The organism is Sinomonas sp. P47F7, assembly GCF_049332655.1.
Taxonomy (GTDB): Bacteria; Actinomycetota; Actinomycetes; order Actinomycetales; family Micrococcaceae; genus Sinomonas.
The window spans coordinates 4,248,246-4,268,204 of the sequence record NZ_CP186327.1 but is presented as its reverse complement, the minus strand read 5'-3'; the positions used below and the strand labels follow the sequence as shown (position 1 = coordinate 4,268,204).

The 19,959-nt window shown below is 70.0% G+C and carries 16 protein-coding genes; 13 read left to right on the top strand and 3 right to left on the bottom strand.

From position 1 onward, the window contains the following. Positions 1 to 6 precede the first annotated feature (6 nt). Positions 7 to 1,134, bottom strand: a complete 1,128-nt coding sequence (locus ACOKR1_RS19920) for a Gfo/Idh/MocA family protein (protein WP_422934615.1) — start codon at positions 1,132 to 1,134, stop codon at positions 7 to 9. Positions 1,135 to 1,295: 161 nt separating this feature from the next. On the opposite strand from ACOKR1_RS19920, the gene ACOKR1_RS19915 reads away from it, so the two are divergent. The 3 genes from ACOKR1_RS19915 to ACOKR1_RS19905 are packed head-to-tail and all read left to right on the top strand — an operon-like array spanning position 1,296 to position 4,981. Continuing rightward, positions 1,296 to 2,105 (top strand): IclR family transcriptional regulator, encoded by an 810-nt coding sequence (locus tag ACOKR1_RS19915; protein ID WP_422934614.1) that lies wholly within the window; start codon positions 1,296 to 1,298, stop codon positions 2,103 to 2,105. Positions 2,106 to 2,144: 39 nt separating this feature from the next. Beyond that, entirely contained in the window at positions 2,145 to 3,071 is a 927-nt protein-coding gene (locus ACOKR1_RS19910) for a shikimate dehydrogenase (RefSeq protein ID WP_422934613.1), read from the top strand. After that, the gene (locus ACOKR1_RS19905) at positions 3,071 to 4,981 is read left to right on the top strand and encodes a bifunctional sugar phosphate isomerase/epimerase/4-hydroxyphenylpyruvate dioxygenase family protein (RefSeq protein ID WP_422934612.1); all 1,911 of its coding nucleotides are present in this window, start codon (positions 3,071 to 3,073) and stop codon (positions 4,979 to 4,981) included. Before ACOKR1_RS19910 ends, ACOKR1_RS19905 begins: the two co-directional genes overlap by 1 nt. Before the next feature lie 3 nt (positions 4,982 to 4,984). Here the strand turns inward: ACOKR1_RS19905 and ACOKR1_RS19900 are convergent, their stop codons facing one another. Further along, complete coding sequence (locus ACOKR1_RS19900) at positions 4,985 to 6,088, bottom strand: ATP-binding protein (protein WP_415854934.1); 1,104 nt, start codon at positions 6,086 to 6,088, stop codon at positions 4,985 to 4,987. Positions 6,089 to 6,169: 81 nt separating this feature from the next. Next, entirely contained in the window at positions 6,170 to 6,508 is a 339-nt protein-coding gene (locus ACOKR1_RS19895) for a YnfA family protein (RefSeq protein ID WP_415854935.1), read from the bottom strand. A 278-nt stretch (positions 6,509 to 6,786) separates the two neighbouring features. Here ACOKR1_RS19895 and ACOKR1_RS19890 point away from each other — a divergent pair, with 278 nt between their 5' ends. From ACOKR1_RS19890 to ACOKR1_RS19845, 10 genes are all read left to right on the top strand, one after another. Continuing rightward, positions 6,787 to 8,859 carry an MDR family MFS transporter gene (locus tag ACOKR1_RS19890; protein WP_422934611.1) on the top strand — a complete coding sequence of 691 codons (2,073 nt, stop codon included), beginning with the start codon at positions 6,787 to 6,789 and terminating at the stop codon, positions 8,857 to 8,859. 71 nt (positions 8,860 to 8,930) lie between these two features. Further along, positions 8,931 to 9,524 (top strand): TetR family transcriptional regulator, encoded by a 594-nt coding sequence (locus ACOKR1_RS19885; protein ID WP_422934610.1) that lies wholly within the window; start codon positions 8,931 to 8,933, stop codon positions 9,522 to 9,524. A 75-nt stretch (positions 9,525 to 9,599) separates the two neighbouring features. Then, positions 9,600 to 10,559, top strand: coding sequence for a formylglycine-generating enzyme family protein (locus ACOKR1_RS19880; RefSeq protein WP_422934609.1), 960 nt, complete (start codon positions 9,600 to 9,602; stop codon positions 10,557 to 10,559). Positions 10,560 to 10,817: 258 nt separating this feature from the next. After that, positions 10,818 to 11,456 (top strand): PadR family transcriptional regulator, encoded by a 639-nt coding sequence (locus ACOKR1_RS19875; RefSeq protein WP_422934608.1) that lies wholly within the window; start codon positions 10,818 to 10,820, stop codon positions 11,454 to 11,456. After that, positions 11,453 to 13,234, top strand: coding sequence for a sulfatase (locus ACOKR1_RS19870; protein WP_422934607.1), 1,782 nt, complete (start codon positions 11,453 to 11,455; stop codon positions 13,232 to 13,234). Before ACOKR1_RS19875 ends, ACOKR1_RS19870 begins: the two co-directional genes overlap by 4 nt. Positions 13,235 to 13,305: 71 nt before the next feature. Beyond that, positions 13,306 to 14,652, top strand: coding sequence for an MFS transporter (locus ACOKR1_RS19865; protein ID WP_422934606.1), 1,347 nt, complete (start codon positions 13,306 to 13,308; stop codon positions 14,650 to 14,652). 140 nt (positions 14,653 to 14,792) lie between these two features. After that, the gene (locus ACOKR1_RS19860; RefSeq protein WP_422934605.1) at positions 14,793 to 16,472 is read left to right on the top strand and encodes a sulfatase family protein; all 1,680 of its coding nucleotides are present in this window, start codon (positions 14,793 to 14,795) and stop codon (positions 16,470 to 16,472) included. Positions 16,473 to 16,481: 9 nt separating this feature from the next. Then, a complete protein-coding gene (locus ACOKR1_RS19855) occupies positions 16,482 to 17,249 on the top strand; it encodes an SDR family NAD(P)-dependent oxidoreductase (RefSeq protein WP_422934604.1) in 768 nt (255 codons plus the stop codon). Between the two features lie 56 nt (positions 17,250 to 17,305). After that, positions 17,306 to 17,797 (top strand): hypothetical protein, encoded by a 492-nt coding sequence (locus ACOKR1_RS19850; protein ID WP_422934603.1) that lies wholly within the window; start codon positions 17,306 to 17,308, stop codon positions 17,795 to 17,797. Then, a complete protein-coding gene (locus tag ACOKR1_RS19845) occupies positions 17,794 to 19,956 on the top strand; it encodes a bifunctional polysaccharide deacetylase/glycosyltransferase family 2 protein (protein WP_422934602.1) in 2,163 nt (720 codons plus the stop codon). Before ACOKR1_RS19850 ends, ACOKR1_RS19845 begins: the two co-directional genes overlap by 4 nt. The last annotated feature ends 3 nt before the right edge of the window (positions 19,957 to 19,959 follow it).

The window sequence follows — 19,959 nt, the reverse complement described above, 5'->3', positions numbered from 1 at the left end:
ATTCCTTTAGTTCTGCGTCGATGCAGCGGGGGCGGACGGGGTTCGGGTGGGTTGGGTTCGTGCGGAGGGGGTTCGGACGGGCGGGGCGGGCACCTCGACGGCGCCGCCCGTGCGTGCGGCCTCGAGGACGGCTTCGACGACGCGGAGGGACTGGAGTCCGTCCCATCCGGTGACGAGGGGCTCGGCTTCTCCGCGCACGACGGCGGCGAAGTGCGCGAGCTGTGCGGCGAGCGGATCGTGGCGCTCGACGGCGGCTGTGCGGCTTTCGAAGGGCTCCCACCATGAGGCGTCGCCGGCGTAGGTCCGGAGGCGCATCGTGGGGATGCCGAGCGAGCCGCGGGTGCCGGCGATGAGGTAGCAGTCCTCGTCGTCGGCGTGTGAATAGGCCGGGTTCTCGCGCGACGTCTGCTCCCACGAGGCCACGGCGGCCGCAGCGTCCGAGAGCATGAACGTGCCGAGCGCCCCGCTTGCGAACGTGAGCGTCATCGCGACGGTGTCCTCGACCTCGAAGCCGCGCGCGGTGTTCGACGCCGTGGCCTGCACTCGCACGATCTCCCCGCACAGGGCGCGCAGATCGTCCGCCTCGTGGATGAGGTTGATGAGGATCGGACCGCCGCCCGGCTGCTTCCGCCAGGGCCCGACGTCGAAGTAATCGTCGGGCTTCCGGAACAGTGCGGTCCCGACGACGGCGACCACCGCTCCCAGCCCGCCCTCGCCGATGATCCGGCCGGCCTCCGCGAGGAGCGGGCTGTGCCTTCGGTGGTGTCCCACGAGGAGCGGAACGCCCGCGGCCTCGGCAGCAGCGACGAGCCGCTCGGCGTCGTCGGCCGTTTCGGCGATGGGCTTCTCCACGAGGACGGGCACGCCGGCGTCGACGCACTCGAGTCCGCCGGACACATGGAAGCGGTTGGGGGTCGCGAGGATCACGCCGTCCGGGCGCTGGGCCGCGAAGAGCTCGGTGAGGCTCCCGAAGAGGGGAACGCCGTACCGATCGGCGACCTCGCGGGCGGCCGGGGCGGGATCGACGATGCCGCTGAGCTCGGTCTCAGGGTTGCCGGCGATCCGGCCGATGTGCTCCTGGCCGATCAGTCCGGACCCGGCGACGGCGATCCGTACACAGCGTCGTGTGGTCATGGCTCCTGCTTGGTGGTCGGTGCGATCCGAAACGTAACCGCATCGTGGAAGTCGCTTTCGCGATACAAACGATGATCCTGTGCCTTGGCTCACAAGTCAAGATCAATTTCCACAATCTGGTGAGCGTTGCCACAATGTGGAAACTGTGCCACTATCGACGTATGACCTCGATCACCGGCGATGAGATCCTCACCGAGAAGCCCGCTAAGGCGGGCATCGCAAAAACCGACATGGTCGGCAAGGCCCTGAGCCTGCTCGTCATGCTCGGCGACGCCCCGGGCGCCACGACGGCGGCGGATCTCTCGCGCCGAGCGGACCTGCCGTTCAGCACGGCCTACCGGCTCCTCCAGTCCCTGCAGCGCGCCGGGTTCGTGGACTTCGAACCCGAGGGGAAGAAGTACAGCCTCGGCCTGCGCGTCTTCCAGCTCGGCCTCTACGTCTCCAACAGCCTCGGCTACGCGGGCACGGCCACTCCCGTGCTCACGCGGCTCACCGAGAAGACCCAGGAAGCGAGCATTCTCGCCGTCCAGGACGAGGATCGCTTCCTCACCGTCGCGAAGGTCGACGGCCCCAAGGCCTTCCGCGTCACGAGCGACCCCGGCTACCGCGGCTACCTGCACTGCTCGGCGGTCGGGAAGGCCCTCGTCGCGTTCGCGGAACCGGGGGAGAGCGCGAGGCTCGTCGACACGCTCGAGCTCGTGCCGGTCGCACCCAAGTCGATCACGGACCGCGATGAGTTCCGCGCCGAGATCGAACGCATCCGGACGCTGGGCTACGCGCTCATGGACGAGGAGAACGAGGTGGGCATGCGCGCCGTCGCCGTGCCCGTGCTCGACCACGACGGGCGCGCGATCGCGGCGATTGCGTGCTCCGCGCCGACCGTCCGCATGACCGCCGAAGAGCTCGTGGACCAGGTTCCCGCCCTCCGTGAGACCGCCGAGGAACTCGCGGCCCGCCTGCCCCGGCACTAGACCTCCGCTTATCCCCGCGACCCGCAGAAGGAATTCCCCTTGAGCCTCACCCACGAGTCCTATCTGATCGGCCTGATCGGCGACGGCGTCACGCCGTCCCTGACCCCGGCCATGCACGAGCGAGAGGGCGCCGAGCACGGCCTCCTCTACCTGTACCGGCCCGTCGACCTCACGGCCCTGGGCCTCCCCGCCGCCAGCGTGGGCGAGCTGGTCCGCGCCGCGCGCAACCTCGGCTTCAACGGCCTCAACATCACGCACCCGTGCAAGCAGCTCGTCATCGGGCACCTCGACGAGATCGACGACGACGCCGCTCGCCTCGGCGCCGTCAACACGGTCGTCATCCGCCAGGACGGCACCACGGTGGGGCACAACACGGACTGGTCGGGCTTCCTGCACGCGTTCCGCTCGGGGCTCCCTGGCGCGGAGCTGGGCCGCGTCGTCCAGCTCGGTGCGGGCGGCGCGGGCTCCGCCGTCGCCTACGCTCTGCTGACTGCCGGGGTCGGGCACCTGAGCATCGTCGACGTCGACCACGCGCGCGCGGCGGACCGCGCCGCCGAACTCGCCTCGCTCTTTCCCCGCGCGTCCGTCGAGGGGCGCACGACGGCGGAGCTCGCTTCGCTGCTCGAGGCTGCGGACGGCGTCGTCCATTGCACCCCGGTGGGGATGGCCGCGCACCCGGGCACGCCGTTCGATACGTCGCTGCTCGAATCGCGGCAATGGGTCGCGGACATTGTGTACCGGCCGATCGAGACGCAGCTCGTGCGGGACGCCCGAGCGGCCGGGTGCCGCGTGCTCGACGGCGGGCGCATGGCCGTGGGCCAGGCCGTCGACGCGTTCCGCATCTTCACCGGGATCGAGCCCGATGCTGAACGGATGCGCGCACACTTCCTCGAGCTCATCGAGCTCGAGGCTGCGTCAGAGCAGGGCGCGGCATCCGCGTTCGCTGGTGCCGCGGGGGCCGCCTGATGCGCACCGGGATCGCGACCGTCTGCCTGTCCGGGACGCTCGAGGAGAAGCTCCGTGCGGCCGCGAAGGCGGGGTTCGGCGGGGTGGAGATCTTCGAAACCGACCTCGTCACGTCGCCGCTGAGCCCCGAGGACGTGCGTCGTCTCGCCGACGATCTTGGCCTCGGGCTCGATCTGTACCAGCCGTTCCGGGACTTCGACTCCGTGCCGGACGAGCTCTACCGGGCCAACCTGCGCCGCGCCGAGGCGAAGTTCAAGCTCATGGGCCGGCTCGGCATCGACACGATCCTCGTGTGCAGCAACGTCGCGACCGCGAGCATCGATGACGATGCCTTGCGCTCCGCGCAGCTCCACGGTCTCGCGGAACTGGCGGCCGACCACGGCGTCAAGGTCGCGTACGAGGCCCTCGCGTGGGGCACGTACGTCAACGACTTCGAGCACGCATGGCGGATCGTCGACGACGCCAACCATCCGAACCTCGGGACCTGCCTCGACACGTTCCACATCCTTTCGCGCGGCTGGGACACCGCGCCGATCGAGGGGATCCCCGGGGAGAAGATCTTCTTCGTCCAGGTGGCGGACGCCCCGAAGCTCTCCCTCGACGTGCTCAGCTGGAGCCGTCACTACCGCGTGTTCCCGGGGGAGGGGCAGTTCGACCTGCCCAAGTTCCTTGGCCACGTTGCCCGGACCGGCTACAGCGGGCCGGTCTCGCTCGAGGTCTTCAACGACACGTTCCGGCAGTCCGACGTGGAGCGCACGGCCGTCGACGCGATGCGCTCGCTCATCTGGCTCGAGGAGCGCACGGCGCAGCACTTGGCGGCGTCCGCCGCAGAAGCAGCCGGCGGTGCCCCCTCGCCCGCCCAGCTCGCCCAGGCGTCGCGCGCCTACGCGATGCCGCTCACGACGCTCCCGCAGGTCGCGCCGCCGTCGGGCCTCAACTTCGCCGAGATCAAGGCGGCGGACGGGGGAGCGGCGACCGCCGAGCTCGAGCGCCTGCTCGGCCAGCTAGGCTTCGAGCCGCGCGGCGAGCACCGCACCAAGCCCGTGAGCCTGTGGACGCTCGGCGACGCGCGGATCGTGCTCAACCGGCAGCAGGCCCGCGGCGTCGAACCGGGGATTTCCGCGCTCGGCTTCGACGTCGAGAACTCGGTGGCCGCCGTCGCCCGCGCGGTGCAGCTCAAGGCGGTGCCGGTGGCGCGGACCTCGCAGGCGAACGAGGAGGTGCTGCAGGCGGTCCAGGCGCCCGACGGGACCGAGGTGTTCCTGTGCCAGGACGCGCTGTGGGTCGAGGAGTTCGGTTCCGTGGCTCCTGGCGGGTCGCCTTTGGGGGGCGCACCTGAAAGTGCGGAGGTTGCGCGGATTGACCACATCAACTTGGCGCAGCCGTGGCAGCACTACGACGAGGCTGTCCTGTTCTATTCGTCGGTTTTGGCGCTGAGCCCGCAGCCGTCGCAGGACGTGTCGAGCCCCGCGGGGCTCGTGCGCTCTCAGGTCATGCAGACTGAGGACCGCTCGGTTCGGCTCGCGCTCAACCTCGCGCCGTGGGTGCAGGCCGACAGCGTGCGAGGCACGGTGCGGGACACGTTCCAGGAGCACATCGCGATCATCGTCCCGGACCTCGTGGCCACGGCGAAGGCGTGCCGCGCCCGGGAGCTGCCGTTCCTCGCGATCCCCGAGAACTACTACGAGGACCTCGACGCCCGGTACGGCCTCGACCCCGAGTTCCTCGCGACGCTTCGCGAGCTCGACCTCCTGTACGACCGCGACGCCGACGGCGAGTTCCTGCACTTCTACACGGCCACGGTGGGGAGCGTGTTCTTCGAGGTCGTTCAGCGGATCGGCGGCTACGACGGCTTCGGCGCGCCGAACGCCCCGATCCGGCACGCGGTGCAGCACGCCCACCGGCGCTGAATTCTAGGGGCGACCGAGCGTTCGGGCGCGGAGATACTCCCGCAGGCCCGGGATGGCGAAGTCGACCTGACCATAGCCGGCTTGCTCCACGAGCCCAGCGTCGATGAGCCGGGCCCGATACTTGCCGACCAGATTCGGTCTTGCGCTCATGCGGCGGCCGATGTCACCCACATCGGACGCTCCGTCGTCCTGCGCCATCGCGAGGAGGAAGTCTGAATCGCGCGCGCTCGCTGTGGAGAGGGCAGCCTCGATGACGGTTCGCTCGTTGCGGCGGCGCGCGGCCGCAACGGCCCGCTCCACGGCGGCGGCGTCGAGTGAGCCCGACGCGGCTTCGGCCTCTTGCCAGAGGCTGTAGCCGACAAGTTGGATGAGGAACGGGTAGCCGCCGGTTCCGTCGGCGGCGGCCCTGGCTAGGTCGGGGTGTAGCTCGTAGCCGCCCTTAGCGAAGAGGTCGGCGAACGAGTTCGCGGTCTCGTCGATTGACGCGGCGTGCAAGTCGATGCGATCGGCCCTTCGGAGGAAGGTCGCGACGCCTTCGTTGAGTAGGTCGGAGACCGCGGCGGGCAGGCCTGCGAAGATGAGCGCGATCGGAAGGCCCTCGCGGATGAAGTGCTGAACATTGGCCGCGAGGGTAGCGATCTCGGTGCGATCGGCGGCGTGGACCTCGTCGACCGTGATGGCGAGCCCCGTCGCGTGATCGTCGAGGGCCCGCAGCAGCTCCTCTCCCTTTTCGCGCCATGTGACCTGCTGCTCGGGCGGGAGTTGGGTGGTGACGCCGAAGCCGGCCACGCTAACTCCCGTGATGCGCCGACCGGTGGGGCCGTCGCCCAGCTCCGCGAGCGCCCGGCGCATTGCCTCGCCGACCCTTCCCATGAATCCCGGCGTGGCCGTTTCCGAGATGACGAGCCAACCACGCTCCTGGGCCAGATCCTCCGCCGCGCCGAGCATGACGGTCTTGCCCACGCCCCGGGCGCCGGTGAAGATGGTGAGGAGCCCGGGCGCGCCCGACCTGATCCCGAGGCCGTATTCGAATTCGCGGAGCAAACCGTCGCGGCTGACGATCACGGGCGGCGTGGCGCCGGCTGTGGGGCGGAACGGATTCTGCACAGGCCCTCCGGTGAATCTAGGTGAATCTGGTGAATCTGGTGAATCTTCCTCGATTCTAGAGGGTCTAGAACGTGAGGCCGGTCAGGCCGACGCGCGGGGCGCGAACATGATCACCGTGACTCCGAGGAGGCAGATCACCGCTCCCGCGACGTCCCAGCGGTCGGGGCGGAAGCCGTCCACGACGACGCCCCACGCGAGGGAGCCCGCCACGAAGACACCTCCGTACGCGGCGAGGACCCGGCCGAAATGGGCGTCGGGCTGGAACGTCGCGACGAAGCCGTAGGCGCCCAGGGCGGCGATCCCGAGCCCGGCCCACCACCAGGGCTTCCCCTCGCGGACCGCCTGCCAGACGAGCCACGCCCCGCCGATCTCGGCGGCCGCGGCGAGGACAAACAGCACGGAGGACTTGAGGATGCTCACGCCCACATGATCCCAGCCGCCCGCGGCTCGGGGCCTCTGCACGGGAGTCCGCGCGCCGTGAGACGAACCTCACGGGGGAAACGGAGACAATTTCCGAATCCGACGTTGCCTGCCTTCTTGCAGACTGCGTAAACTTGCAGAGTCTGCAAACTTAGGCAACCGAACAAGGGCCTCATCGAGTTTGCCCCCTCTGAGAGATTCGGATCAATCCCATGTCCAATCCTGCGGCCGGTTCAACGGCGCGCGACGCGCGGAGCGCCGCTCCGTCTAGCCCGGTGATGACCCAACGGCAGATTCTTCTGGTCATCTACGGCCTCATGGCGGGGATGTTCCTCTCGTCCCTTGACCAGACCATCGTCGGTACCGCGATCCGGACCATCGGCGACGACCTCCACGGCCTCGACCAGCAGGCCTGGGTCACCACCGCCTACCTCATTACCTCGACGATCGCGACGCCGATCTACGGCAAGCTCTCCGACATCTTCGGCCGCCGCCCGCTCTACATCTTCGGCCTCGGCGTCTTCATCGTGGGCTCGCTCATGTCCTCGTTCTCGACCTCGATGCTCATGCTCGCCGGATTCCGCGCCTTCCAGGGCATCGGCGCCGGCGCGCTCATGTCGCTCCCGCTCGCGATCATGGGCGACATCCTCGCCCCGCGCGAGCGCGCCAAGTACCAGGGCTACTTCCTCGCCGTCTTCGCGGTGTCCTCGGTGGTCGGCCCGCTCATCGGCGGCCTCTTCTCCGGCGCGAACCAGATCCTCTTCATCTCGGGCTGGCGCTGGGTCTTCCTGGTCAACGTCCCGATCGGCCTCATCGCGCTCGGCATGGTGCTCGCCTTCCTGCACCTGCCCAAGTTCCACGACCGGAGCACGTCCCGCATCGACTGGTGGGGCGCGACCTCAGTTATCGTCACGCTCGTTCCGCTCCTCCTCGTGGCCGAGCAGGGCCGCGACTGGGGCTGGAGCTCCGCTGGCTCGATCGCGTGCTACGTGATCGGCGCGATCGGCCTCATCAGCTTCATCATCGTCGAGACGGCCATGAAGGATGACGCGATCATCCCGCTGCGGCTGTTCCACTCGTCGACGTTCTCGATGGCAACGGTGCTCGGCTTCCTCGTCGGCTTCGCGATGTTCGGCGCCATGCTGACTCTGCCGCTGTACCTCCAGCTCGTGACAGGCCTGAGCCCCACAGAGTCCGGCTTCGCGACCCTGCCGATGGTGGGCGGCCTCATGATCGCCTCGATCGTGTCCGGCCAGATCGTGGCCCGCACGGGCAAATATCGGATCTTCCCCATCACGGGCACGCTCGTGACGGGCTTCGGCTACCTCGTGCTCACGTTCATGACCATCGACAAGCCACTGTGGTTCCTCATGATCGCGATGTTCCTCATCGGTCTGGGCCTCGGCCAGCTCATGCAGTCGCTCACCCTCGCCTCGCAGAACGCCGTGACCCCGCAGGACATGGGTGTCGCCACGAGCTCGGCGACGTTCTTCCGCCAGATCGGTGGAACGCTCGGCACCGCGGTGCTGCTCTCGGTGCTGTTCGCGCTCATGCCCACGAACATCACGACCGCGATGCAGAACAAGGCCGATCTCACGAGCGCGCTCGACGCAGCCCTCACCCCGTCCGTCGCGACCGACCAGGCCAACGCGGGCATCATGCAGCAGGTCTGGAGCCCGATCGTCACCCCGATCAAGGCTCAGATTCAGTCGGGCCTCGACCAGGGCACGACGGCCGCGAAGCAGGCTGCCGATCAGGCCGTGACCCAGCAGGTGACCGCCGCCGTCCAGCAGCAGGTCGCCGCCGGTGCCATCCCGGCGTCGTCCGCTTCTGCGGTGATCGACCAGCAGTCCGCAGCCGCCAAGCCCGCCGCCGAGCAGCAGGCCCTCACGGCCGCCGCGCAGAAGGCCGGCGCCTCGGTGGTCGACGGTCGCCTCGCGATCGACTACTCGAACCAGTCGCAGCGTTCCGCGATCGTCGACAAGGTGGTTCCCACCATGATCGACCAGCTCAAGAACGCCACGTCGTCGTCGAGCCAGTCGTCCTCGTCGAACACGTCTGACACTTCGTACCTCAAGGGTGCGGACGCCCGCCTCACGCGGCCGTTCATGACCGGCTTCAACTCGTCGGCCGTGAGCATCTACTGGGTGGGCCTCGGCGTGATTGCCCTCGCGTTCGTGCTCAGCTGGTTCTTCAAGACGCCGCCGCTTCGCGCGCGCTCGGCCCTTCAGGAGCAGGCCGACAAGCTCGGCACCGTCGATGACCTCGAGGTGTACGCGATGGAGGCCGCCGCAGAGGCCGGAGCGCCCACGGCGCCGGCCACCGGGCCGATTCGAGTCCACCGGCCGTAGCGTCCGGATGGGGTGCCCGCCGCTGGGCGGGCGCCCCACGCCAGGCGCTCTGCATGACAGGAACCACCACCGTGAGCACCCCCCCAACCCCCCTCGCCGACAACCCGGGTTCGCTGCGAGAGCGCAAGAAGCTGCTGACCCGCCAGGCGATCCACGACGCGGCGTACGAACTCGTCGTCGAACGCGGTCTCGCCCACGTCACCATCGGGGACATCTGCGCGAGGGCCACCATCTCGGAGCGGACGTTCTTCAACTACTTCCCGTCGAAGGCGGCCGCGACCCTCGGCCTCCCCGCGACGCTCCTCGCGATCGAGCACGAGCAGCGCTTCCTGCAGAGCAGTGGGCCGCTCGTCGACGACCTCTGCGAACTCGTGGCCAACGTCTCCGGCGGCCCGGACGAGAATCTTCCGCGCCTCCGCGAGCTCATGCGGCTAGAGCCCGATCTCCTCGCGGCGCTCCACCAGTGGACGTCGGGCGTGCGGGAGCGCGTGATCTACCTTGCCGAACAGAGGACGACGCCGATCCAGGCGCGCCTCTCCGTGGCCCTCGTCTTCGCGGCCCTGTTCCTGCACGCCGACAGCGTCTACACGACCCGTCCCGGCCGGCCCGCCCTCGAGGATCTGCGCACCACGGTCGGGCGCCTCTGCTCGCTGGCGGCCGGCTGACGGCTGGCCGGACTGCCCGCCCGCCGCAGGGTTACGCTGGGCAGAGAGTTGGGGTCACCCAGAAGAGGAGCCGTCATGGAACATTCGGGCAGCTGCTGCACGCCGTCGCGCGGGCCGGAGCCGGTTTCGCTGGGCGCGCCGAGGCGAGCGGACGACGGCGGGGCGGGCCAGGGCGGCAGCGTCGCCAGTGCGCTCCACGCCGAGGTGGCGGTTCCCGGTGGGCTCTTTGCAATGGGGGACGCGTTCGGCGAGGGGTACGCCTCGGACGGCGAGGTCCCCGTGCACGAGGTGACCGTCGACGGGTTCCGCATCGATGCGACCCAGGTGACGAACGCGATGTTCGCCGCGTTCGTGGACGCGACGGGCTACCGGACCGAGGCCGAGGCCTACGGGTCCTCGGCGGTGTTCCATCTCCTGGCCGATTCCGGCGGGGTGGTCGGTGCCGCGGCCGGGGTCCCGTGGTGGCTCAACGTGGCCGGGGCCGACTGGGCCCACCCCCGCGGCCCGGAGTCCTCGTGGCGGGACGTGGCCGACCACCCGGTGGTGCACGTGTCGTGGCACGACGCGGTCGCGTACTGCGCGTGGGCGCACCGGCGCCTGCCCACAGAGGCCGAGTGGGAGTACGCCGCGCGCGGCGGCCTGGCCGGGAGACGGTACGCGTGGGGCGACGAGCTGACCCCGGGCGGGGAGCACCGGTGCAACATCTGGCAGGGCACGTTCCCTTCGGAGAACACGGTCGAGGACGGGTTCCTGGGCACCGCCCCGGTCAGGAGCTTCCCGCCCAACGGCTTCGGGCTGTACGAGGTGGCCGGGAACGTGTGGGAGTGGTGTGCGGACTGGTTCCTGCCCAAGTACTACGCGAACTCCCCGGCCGTGAACCCGCAGGGCCCCACGATCGGGGCCGGGCGCATCATGCGCGGGGGCTCGTACCTGTGCCACGAGTCCTACTGCAACCGGTACCGGGTCGCGGCCCGATCGCACAACACCCCCGAATCCTCGAGCGGCAACTGCGGCTTCCGGACCGTCGCACTCTGACGTCGCAAGGGGCGTTCCGACTCGAGCGCTAGGCCCGGCCCGTCGTCGTCCGTTCCTGACCTTCTTTGGCCACTTTCCGCCCCAGAGAGGCGTGTCGCGCTGCGCCGCGCCGCTCGTCCGTCTGAATGAAGGTCGCGAATGACGGCGGGCGGCGGTCACGGCGCGGGTGCCAGAACCATTCCACTTGTGCTATTGACCAAGGCTTCCACTTGTGCCATCCTTCAAGTGATCCACCTCACAGGCAAGCATTGGAAAGCGATGAAGCTCGAACACATCCTTCTCGGAGTGCTGTCGGCGCACCCCAGCACCGGCTACGACCTCAAGAAGTACCTCGACACACACGGCCGGTTCCTCCGCTCGAACACGCAGATGAGCCAGGTGTACCGCTCGCTCACCACCATGGAGCAGCAGGGCTGGGTGACCCACACGGTCGAGCCCCGCCCCGGTGCGCAGGACGCCAAGACGTACCGCGTCACCGAGGAGGGCGCCACGATCTTCCTGGACTGGCTCACGGGTCCCTACCAGCCGCCGTCGCGCTTTCAGGACCCCGAGCTCGGGGCGCGCTTGAGCTTCGCAGGATTCATGAGCGCGGAGCAGGTGCTCCGCCTCATCGACACCGAGATCCAGACCCGTCAGGAGGAGATCGGCCGCTACCGGTTCCGCGATCGGCGCGAACAGTGGGCGCCCACCATCCCCTTTGACCCCGAATTCGCCGACGCGCTCGGCGACCGCCTTCACTACATGGGCGCCGCGGCGATCGACGCGCATCTCGCCGCACTGCTGGAGATCCGCAAGGACCTCCTCGACGGGAAGCTGTCCTCGCGCTCCATCACCGCGCGCCCGGGCGACGACGTCGAGGAAGCAGTCCCGGCAGCCACCGAAAGGACCATCCGATGAGGGCCATCATCCTCATGTTCGACAGCCTCAACCGCCACATGCTCTCGCCCTACGCTGACACGATTGTGGACGCGCCGAATTTTGCGCGCCTCGCGTCCCGCTCGGTCACGTTCGAGAACTTCTACGCCGGCTCGATGCCGTGCATGCCCGCCCGCCGCGAGATGCACACCGGCCGCTACAACTTCCTGCACCGCAGCTGGGGCCCGCTCGAGCCCTTCGATGACTCGATGCCCGAACTGCTCAAGAACGCCGGCGTCCACACGCACCTCGCGTCCGATCACCCCCACTACTGGGAGGACGGCGGCGCGACCTACCACCCCCGGTACACGACGTGGGAGTTCTTCCGCGGCCAGGAGGGCGACCCGTGGAAGGGCGTCGTGGCCACCAGAAACAACGACGACGGCGGGGCGGCCGGCGGCGATTGGCGCGCCGGCATGAAGCGCCAGGACCTCATCAACCGCTCCTACATGCCCACCGAGGCCGAGCACTCCCAGACCCGCACCGTCGATGCCGGCATCCACTTCATCGACACAAACCACGCCGCGGACCAGTGGATGCTCCAGATCGAGCTCTTCGACCCGCACGAGCCGTTCTTCACCCACGAGGCCTACAAGGCCATGTACCCGCACCGCTACGACGGCCCCGGGTTCGACTGGCCCGGCTACGAGCGAGTCACCGAGCCCGAGGACCGGGTCGAGCACGCGCGCTACGAGTACGCCGCGCTCGTCTCGATGTGTGACAAGTCCCTGGGCCGCGTCCTCGACGCCATGGACAAGTACGAGCTGTGGGAGGACACCCTCCTGCTGGTCAACACCGATCACGGCTTCCTGCTCGGGGAGCACGGCTGGTGGGCCAAGTCGGTCCAGCCGTGGTTCAACGAGCTCGTCCACCTGCCCATGTTCCTGTGGGACCCGCGCACCGCCGGGCGCGACGCCCGCCGCGGCGCCCTCGCCCAGACGATCGACATCGCGCCGACGATGCTCCGCTTCTTCGGGCTCGAGCCGACGCCGGACATGCAAGGCCGGGACCTCGCCGTCGTCCTCGAGGACGACACCACGGTGCGCGACGCCGCGCTCTTCGGCATCCACGGCGGCCACGTCAACGTCACGGACGGGCGCTACGTCTACATGCGTGCCGCCGCTGACCCGGCGAACGGCCCGCTCGAGGACTACACCCTCATGCCCACCCACATGCGCTCGCGGTTCTCCGTCGGGGAACTCGCAGCCTGGGAGCCCGCCGAGCCGTTCGCGTTCACGAAGGGCCTTCGCACCCTCAAGGTCCACACGAAGTCCCTCATGAACCCTTGGGCGCACGGAACGCTCCTCTTCGACCTCGAAACCGACCCCGCGCAGGAGCATCCCCTCGAGGACGACGACGTCGAGCTGCGCATGCTCCGCCTGCTCGCCGAGCTCCTGCACACCTCGGACGCCCCGAAGAGCCAGTTCGAGCGCCTCGGGATCCCGTTCGACGCCCCGCCCACCACGGAAGACCTCCTGGTGCGCCGTCAGGCCGAGCGCGCCGCCGCGGCCCTCGAGCCGCTGCCGCCGCTCGCCTCATTCCACGCCGAAGGCCAAGCGCTCGAGACCCCCATCCTCGAACTGCTCCAGGACCCCCGGTGCCGGACCGTGCTCGAGAGGCTCCTGCCGCATCTCGTCACGACCGAACTGGTCAGCATCGCCCCCCAGTTCACCATCTACCAGCTGGCCAAGGTCTCGCCGGTGGCCCCGGCGATCCTCGAACAGCTCGCCCAAGAGCTCGCGCCGGTTCCCGCGGCCTGAAACTACACCGCCCAACCGCCCACCCGCCCATAACCCCCCCGCACACCTGCCAGAGCAGTCAGGAACAGACCATGGAAGCCCAGATCACCAAATCCACTCCCGTCGAGGGCGAAACCCAGGCGCGCCACGTGCCCCACCGCTGGCGGAACCTCATGGTCCTCACGGGCGTGAGCGTCGTCGACAACACGGAGTCCGGCCTGACCTCGACGATCTTCCCCTCGATCGCGGCCGCCCTGAAGCTCAACAGCGGGCACCTCGGCCTGCTCGCGGCGCTCGGCAAGATCATCGCCGTGCCCGCGGGGCCCGCGTGGACTTGGCTCGCGGGTCGCATCGGCCGCCGCAAGACGCTCGTGCTCATCACGCTCGTCGGCGGCCTGTTCGGCGCGGCCGCCGGCTTCTCGCAGAACTTCACCCAGCTCATCATCTTCAACGCGCTCATGTCCGCCGCGATGGTGGGCGGCGTGCCGATCTCCAACGCGATCCTCGCCGACTCGTTCGACGACGCGAACCGAGGCAAGGCGGTGGGGTACTTCTACGGCTTCATCAGCCTCATCAGCTCGTTCGTGGCGCCCGTCATCGCCCTGTTCACAGGGCTCACCGACGGCTGGCGGTACGGCATGTGGACCATCGGCGCGATCTGCGTCCTGGCGGGCCTCGTCGTGGCCGGCCTCTACAGGGACCCGGGTGTCGGCGCCGCGGAGAAGCAGCTCGCCGACCTCTCCGAGAGCAAGCGCAACCTCTCCCGCGTGACGGTCGCCTCCGTGCTCTCGATCATGAAGGTGCCCTCGTTCTCCCTCATGATGCTTTCCCGGCTCCTTTCGGGCCACTTGCTCATCTCGATCTTCGGCATCCAGTTCCTCGTGACCGAGCGCCACTTCACGAACGCCGTCGCGGCGACCGTGCTCGTCCCGTTCGGCCTCGCATACTTCGCCGGGACCGTGGGCGGCGGCTGGTTCCTGGCCCTTCTGGACCGCGTGATCCCGCACCGCGGCCGCGTGGGCTACATCCAGGGAGCGCAGGTGTTCTTCGCGGTCGCAGCGTTCTTCGGGACGCAGTTCCACTACGAGGGCATCGGCATCTACGCGATCTTCTGGGCCCTCATGGGCTTCGGCCAGGGCCTCAACCCGTCGGTGAACCGTTCGATCGTCGCCGCCGTAGTCCTGCCCGAGCTGCGCGGCCAGGCGTTCGCGATCTTCCTGACCATCTTCGAGACGATCGGCTGGGCCCTGTTCTCCCTCGGTGCCGGCGCGCTCGCCACGAGCCTCGGCATCCAGACGGTGTTCCTCTGGGTCATGGTGATCCTCATGATCGTCAACGCCGCCGTGCTGACCGGACTGTACGCGGTCTACCCGCGTGACGTGGCCCGCGCGACCGAGACGCTCGAGCGTCGGCGCCAAGAGGCCCTCGGCCAGAGCTGACCCTGCCGCGGTTCGCGACCTTCTTCAAACGACGCCGACGGCGTGTTGCCTGACAACACGCCGCTGCGGCGCGAAGAAGGCGGCACAAGAAGGTCGGGAACGGCCGCGCCACCCTACTCGCCCCGCCGGAAAGGATCACCGTGAAGCGGCCGAATATCGTGTGGATTTCCACGCATGACATCAATCCGGATCTGGGGTGCTATGCGGGGGTGTGGCCGGGGGCGGAGTATGCGGTGACCCCTCACCTTGATCGGCTGGCGGGCGACGGCGCGCGGTTCGACGCAGCGTTTGCGGTCGCCCCGGTGTGTGCTCCGGCGAGGTCGGCGATCATGACGGGGTGCTTCCCGACGGCGATCGGGACGATGCACATGCGCACGAAGGCGGTGCCGCCGCCGGAGGTGCGGCTGCTTCCGGAGTTGTTCCGGGCCGCGGGGTACTACACGACGAACAACGTCTTCACCGACTTCCAGGTCGAGATCCCACCGACGGTGTTCGACGAATGCTCCCCCGACGCGCACTGGCGCGACCGCCCGGACCCGGGCCAGCCGTTCTTCGCCGCGTTCCACGGGATGGCCACGCACGAGTCCCAGGTCTACCTCGGGGAGGAGGCGTTCGCGGCCGCGACCGCGCACGTGCCGGAGGCGGCCCGGCACGACCCGGCCGCGGCCCCGGTGCCGCCGTACTACCCGGACACGGCGGTGTTCCGGGGCGCGATCGCCCGGTACGCGGACCTGGTCACGGAGATGGACCATTGGGTGGGTGGGATCCTGGCCGAGCTGGAGGAGGACGGGCTCGCGGGGGAGACGATCGTGGTGTTCTGGTCCGATCACGGGCGGGGGATGCCGCGGGCGAAGCGGTGGGCGTGCGAGGCGGGCCTGCGGGAGCCGCTCATCGTCCGCTGGCCCGGCAGGATAGCCCCGGGCACCGTAGTCGCCGACCTCGTGCACACGATGGACCTGGCCCCGACGATGCTCGCCGCCGCCGGGCTCCCCGTGCCCTCGCACCTGCACGGCGTGCCGCTGTTCGACGCGGCAGGCCGGCTTGCCGAGCGGCCGAATGAGTTTACCTTTGGCGGACGCGACCGTATGGGCGAGGCCGAGGACACCTCGCGCACCGTCCGCGACCCGCGGTTCCGGTACATCCGGAACTACCACCCCGACCGTGCCCCGATGCAGCACAACGACTACCCGGACCATCTGGCCACGTGGGCGGAGCTACGGCGCTTCGCGTTCCAGGAGGCCGAGCAGCTGGGCCGCGGCGAGCGAAGGAGCCTCCTCACGCCTCTCCAGCGCCAGCTCCTCGCGGCGGACAAGCCGGCGGAGGAGCTCTACGACCTCGCTGCCGACCCGCACGAGACCCGCAACCTCGCCGGAGACGCCCGGCACGCCGCAGACCTCGCCCGCCTCCGGAACGCCCTCCAGGCCTGGCAGGACCGCTACGGCGACCTCGGCCTCCTCGACGAGGAGACGCTCTTGGAGGGGTGGCGCCCCGGTGGGCGCGCGCACACGACCGCACCACCCGCCGTCGTCCGCACCCCGGAGGGCCTCGCCGCAGACTGCCCCACGCTCGGCTCCTCGATCGCCTGGACCACCGACCCGCCCGCGGACGGGGTGCGCGAGCCGAGCCCGCTCGAGCGGGTCACGGGGATCCCGCTCGCGGACGGCCGCCAGTGGCACCTATATACCGGGCCCGTCGGCGCCGAGACCATCGGGGACGAGGCTGGCGAGGTCTGGTTCCAGGCCTGGCGCCTCGGCTTCGAGCCGAGCGAGGAGATCACGGCCCTGAAGGACGGGGGATCCCAGGTGAGGGCCGGGGAGTAGGGTGCCCTTGTGGCGCGGATCTTTATCACCGGTTCGACTCAGGGCCTGGGGCGCGGAGCTGCAGAGGCGCTCATCGACCGCGGGCATGCCGTGGTGCTGCATGCGCGGAACCGCTCGCGGGTCGAAGCCGTCGCGGGGCTCGCGGAACGCGCCGCAGGCGTCGTCGTGGGCGATCTCGCGAGCCGAGAGGAGACGCTCGATCTCGCCGAGCAGGTCAACGCCCTGGGACGCATGGACGCCGTGATCCACAACGCGGGCGTGTACACCGAGTCCGAGCGCCGCGGAACGCCCGAAGGCCATCCGCGCGTCCTCGCCGTCAACCTCCTCGCGCCGTATCTCCTGACCGCGCTCCTCGAACGGCCCGATCGGCTCGTCTACCTCACGAGCGGGCTCCATCGCGGCGGGGACCCGTCGCTGCGCGACGTTGAATGGACCGCGCGCCGCTGGGACCCGATGCAGGCCTACTCGGACAGCAAGCTCTACCTCACGGCCCTCGCGTTCGGGCTCGCCCGCCGATGGCCGGACGTCCGCAGCAACGCCGTCGACCCCGGCTGGGTGCCCACGCGCATGGGCGGGCCGAACGCACCCGGCGACCTCAAGGCCGGGCACGAGACCCAGGCCTGGCTCGCCGCGAGCGACGACCCCGAGGCGGACGTGAGCGGCGTCTACTGGTTCCACCGATCGCGCCGTGAGCCGGCCGCCCCGGTCACCGACGAACGCTTCCAGATAGCCGTGCTCGCCGAGCTCGCCCGACTCACGGGCTTCGGGCTGCCGTAGCGCCGGCCGTTACTGTTTTGAGACCCAGTCGAGACATCGCCTACACTTAAGTCCCGATGGCAGTACTCCCGGACACCCCCGAGCAGTCTCGGTCCGCGCAAGGGCGCGGGCCGGTCTTTGTCGATGACTCGGGCCGTCGGCTCCGCCGCCTCCGGCTCCTAGGCCTCGTGGCCCTCGCGCTCGCCGCCGGTTATGTCGTGCTCCTGGCCGTCGCGCTGCTTGGCGGGCCGAACATCGCTGCGCCCTATCTGCCGCAGCCGGCCACCGCGACGGCGCAGGCCGCATCCTCGGACCCGCAACCCGCCGCGGCGGCATCCGCCGCCGCGTCCGCCGGCGGAGCGGCCGGTGGGGGAGCGGTCGGTGCCGGAGCCCCGGCCCACCCGGGCGCGCCCGCCGCCGCGCCGGCCATCGTGCCCGCCGCGAATTCCCAGCTGCAGCCTGCCCCCGTGGCCACGGCCGCTCCCACCGCTGCCCCGACGGCGGCGCCGACCGCACCGGGCAAGAGCGGAACCGCACCCGGCCAGTCGACGAAGCCGACGCATCCGTGAGTCGCGGTCCCCAGCGCGCCCGCCCGGCGCGTGTGCGGGCCCACTGGGTGGTCCTCCTCGCCGTGCTGATCGCCGTCGGCGTCGCGCTGACCGTCCAGGGCTACATTCATCACCTCGCCGGGATCGGCGACGACTCGGTCCCCGCGGAGGGCTCCGCCGGCACCGTTCCCGACGCGGTGTCCCACGGCGGCCCGGTCGTCGACGCGCGGGGCGGGACCGTGCGCACCGTCGCGCCTCCGGACCGCACCCTTGCGCTCACGTTCGACGACGGCCCCGATCCCGAGTGGACGCCGCAGATCCTCGACGTGCTCGAGAAGCACCACGTGCACGCGACGTTCTTCGTAGTCGGCTCGGCCGCGATCGACTACCCGGAGATCGTGAAGCGCATCGTCGCGGACGGCGACGAGATCGGCGTCCACACGCTCACCCACGCCGACCTCGGGAGCGCCCCCGCCTGGCGCCAGCAGCTCGAGGTCCAGGGCGACCAGCAGGTGATCGCCGGCATCACGGGGCACGCGGCGACTCTCCTGCGCCCGCCGTACAGCTCGGAGAACGACGCGGTCAGGGACGGGACGTGGGCCGCCATGCGCGCCGCGGCGAACCAGGGTTACCTCACGGTTCTCACCACGAAGGACAGCGAGGACTGGCAGCGGCCTGGTGTCGCGACCATTGTGAAGAACCTCTCCCCGACAGGCCCGCGGGGCCAGGTGCTCCTCATGCACGACGGCGGGGGAGACAGGGATCAGAGCGTCGCCGCCCTCGACGCTAGTCTCACGGCTTTCGCGAACCAGGGCTTCAAGGTCACGACCGCGGGCGAGGCCGTGGGGATCACGAGCATGCGGGACGCAACCGCCGCGGAACAGCTGAGCGGCGCGGCGTTCGTGTGGGGCATCCGGCTGAGCGACTGGGTCGTCACGGGAATCTCGTGGGCGCTCCTCGCGAGCGGCGTCGTGACGTTCATCCGGGCCGTCCTCGTGATCGGCTTCGCGGCCCGGCACCGACGGGCGGCCCGCCGCGCGCAGGCCGCGGGCCGCGGGCGCCGCCGCATCACCACGCCGATCCGGCCCGAGATCACGGAGCCGGTCACCGTGATCGTGCCGGCGTACAACGAGTCGGCGGGGATCGAGGCCGCCGTCCGGTCCATCGTGGCGTCGAACCATCCGGTCGAGATCATCGTGGTCGACGACGGCTCGACGGACGGCACCGCGGACCTCGTCGAGGCGCTCGGCCTGCCGGGCGTGCGCGTGGTCCGGAAGCACAACGGCGGCAAGCCGTCCGCGCTCAACGCGGGCCTTGAGCTCGCGTCCCACGAGCTCGTGGTCATGGTCGACGGCGACACCGTCTTCGAGCCCGACACCGTCCGCGCGCTCATCCAGCCGTTCGCCGACCCGCGCGTCGGCGCTGTCTCTGGGAACACCAAGGTCGCGAACCGCGGCGGGATCCTCGGCGCGTGGCAGCACATCGAGTATGTGGTGGGCTTCAACCTCGACCGCCGCCTCTTCGACGTCGCGGAGTGCATGCCGACCGTCCCCGGCGCCATCGGCGCGTTCCGCCGTGACGCCCTGTTCTGGGTGGGCGGCGTGAGCGACGACACCCTCGCCGAGGACACCGACCTCACGATGGCCCTGTGCCGGGACGGCTGGCGCGTGGTCTACCAGGACGACGCGCGGGCCTGGACCGAGGCGCCCGCAACCCTGGGCGCGCTGTGGAAGCAGCGGTACCGCTGGTGCTACGGCACGCTCCAGGCCATGTGGAAGCACCGCGGCGCGGTATTCCAGGGTGGGCAGGCAGGCAAGCTGGGGCGCCGCGGCCTCGGCTACCTGCTCGTGCTGCAGGTGCTCCTGCCGCTCTTCGCGCCGGTAGTGGACATCTTCGCGATCTACGGCCTGATCTTCCTCGACCCCGTCCGCATTGGCGCCCTCTGGCTCGTGTTCCTCGCCGTCCAGCTGCTCATGGCCGGGTACGCCTTCCGCCTCGACAAGGAGTCCCTGCGCCCGCTCTGGACGCTGCCGCTGCAGCAGTTCGTCTACCGCCAGCTCATGTACCTCGTGGTCATCCAGTCCGTCGTGACGGCGCTCGCGGGCGTCCATCTGCGGTGGCACCGCATGGAGCGCTACGGAAGCCTGCGCGTCCCGCCCGCCGCGCAGGGCCAGGCCTAAGCC

Bases quoted from the DNA above. Each gene is read 5' to 3' on its own strand.
- ACOKR1_RS19920 (WP_422934615.1), bottom strand. From the start codon at position 1,134: ATGACCACACGACGCTGTGTACGGATCGCCGTCGCCGGGTCCGGACTG.
- ACOKR1_RS19915 (WP_422934614.1), top strand. From the start codon at position 1,296: ATGACCTCGATCACCGGCGATGAGATCCTCACCGAGAAGCCCGCTAAG.
- ACOKR1_RS19905 (WP_422934612.1), top strand. From the start codon at position 3,071: ATGCGCACCGGGATCGCGACCGTCTGCCTGTCCGGGACGCTCGAGGAG.
- ACOKR1_RS19890 (WP_422934611.1), top strand. From the start codon at position 6,787: ATGACCCAACGGCAGATTCTTCTGGTCATCTACGGCCTCATGGCGGGG.
- ACOKR1_RS19880 (WP_422934609.1), top strand. From the start codon at position 9,600: ATGGAACATTCGGGCAGCTGCTGCACGCCGTCGCGCGGGCCGGAGCCG.
- ACOKR1_RS19875 (WP_422934608.1), top strand. From the start codon at position 10,818: ATGAAGCTCGAACACATCCTTCTCGGAGTGCTGTCGGCGCACCCCAGC.
- ACOKR1_RS19870 (WP_422934607.1), top strand. From the start codon at position 11,453: ATGAGGGCCATCATCCTCATGTTCGACAGCCTCAACCGCCACATGCTC.
- ACOKR1_RS19865 (WP_422934606.1), top strand. From the start codon at position 13,306: ATGGAAGCCCAGATCACCAAATCCACTCCCGTCGAGGGCGAAACCCAG.
- ACOKR1_RS19850 (WP_422934603.1), top strand. From the start codon at position 17,306: ATGGCAGTACTCCCGGACACCCCCGAGCAGTCTCGGTCCGCGCAAGGG.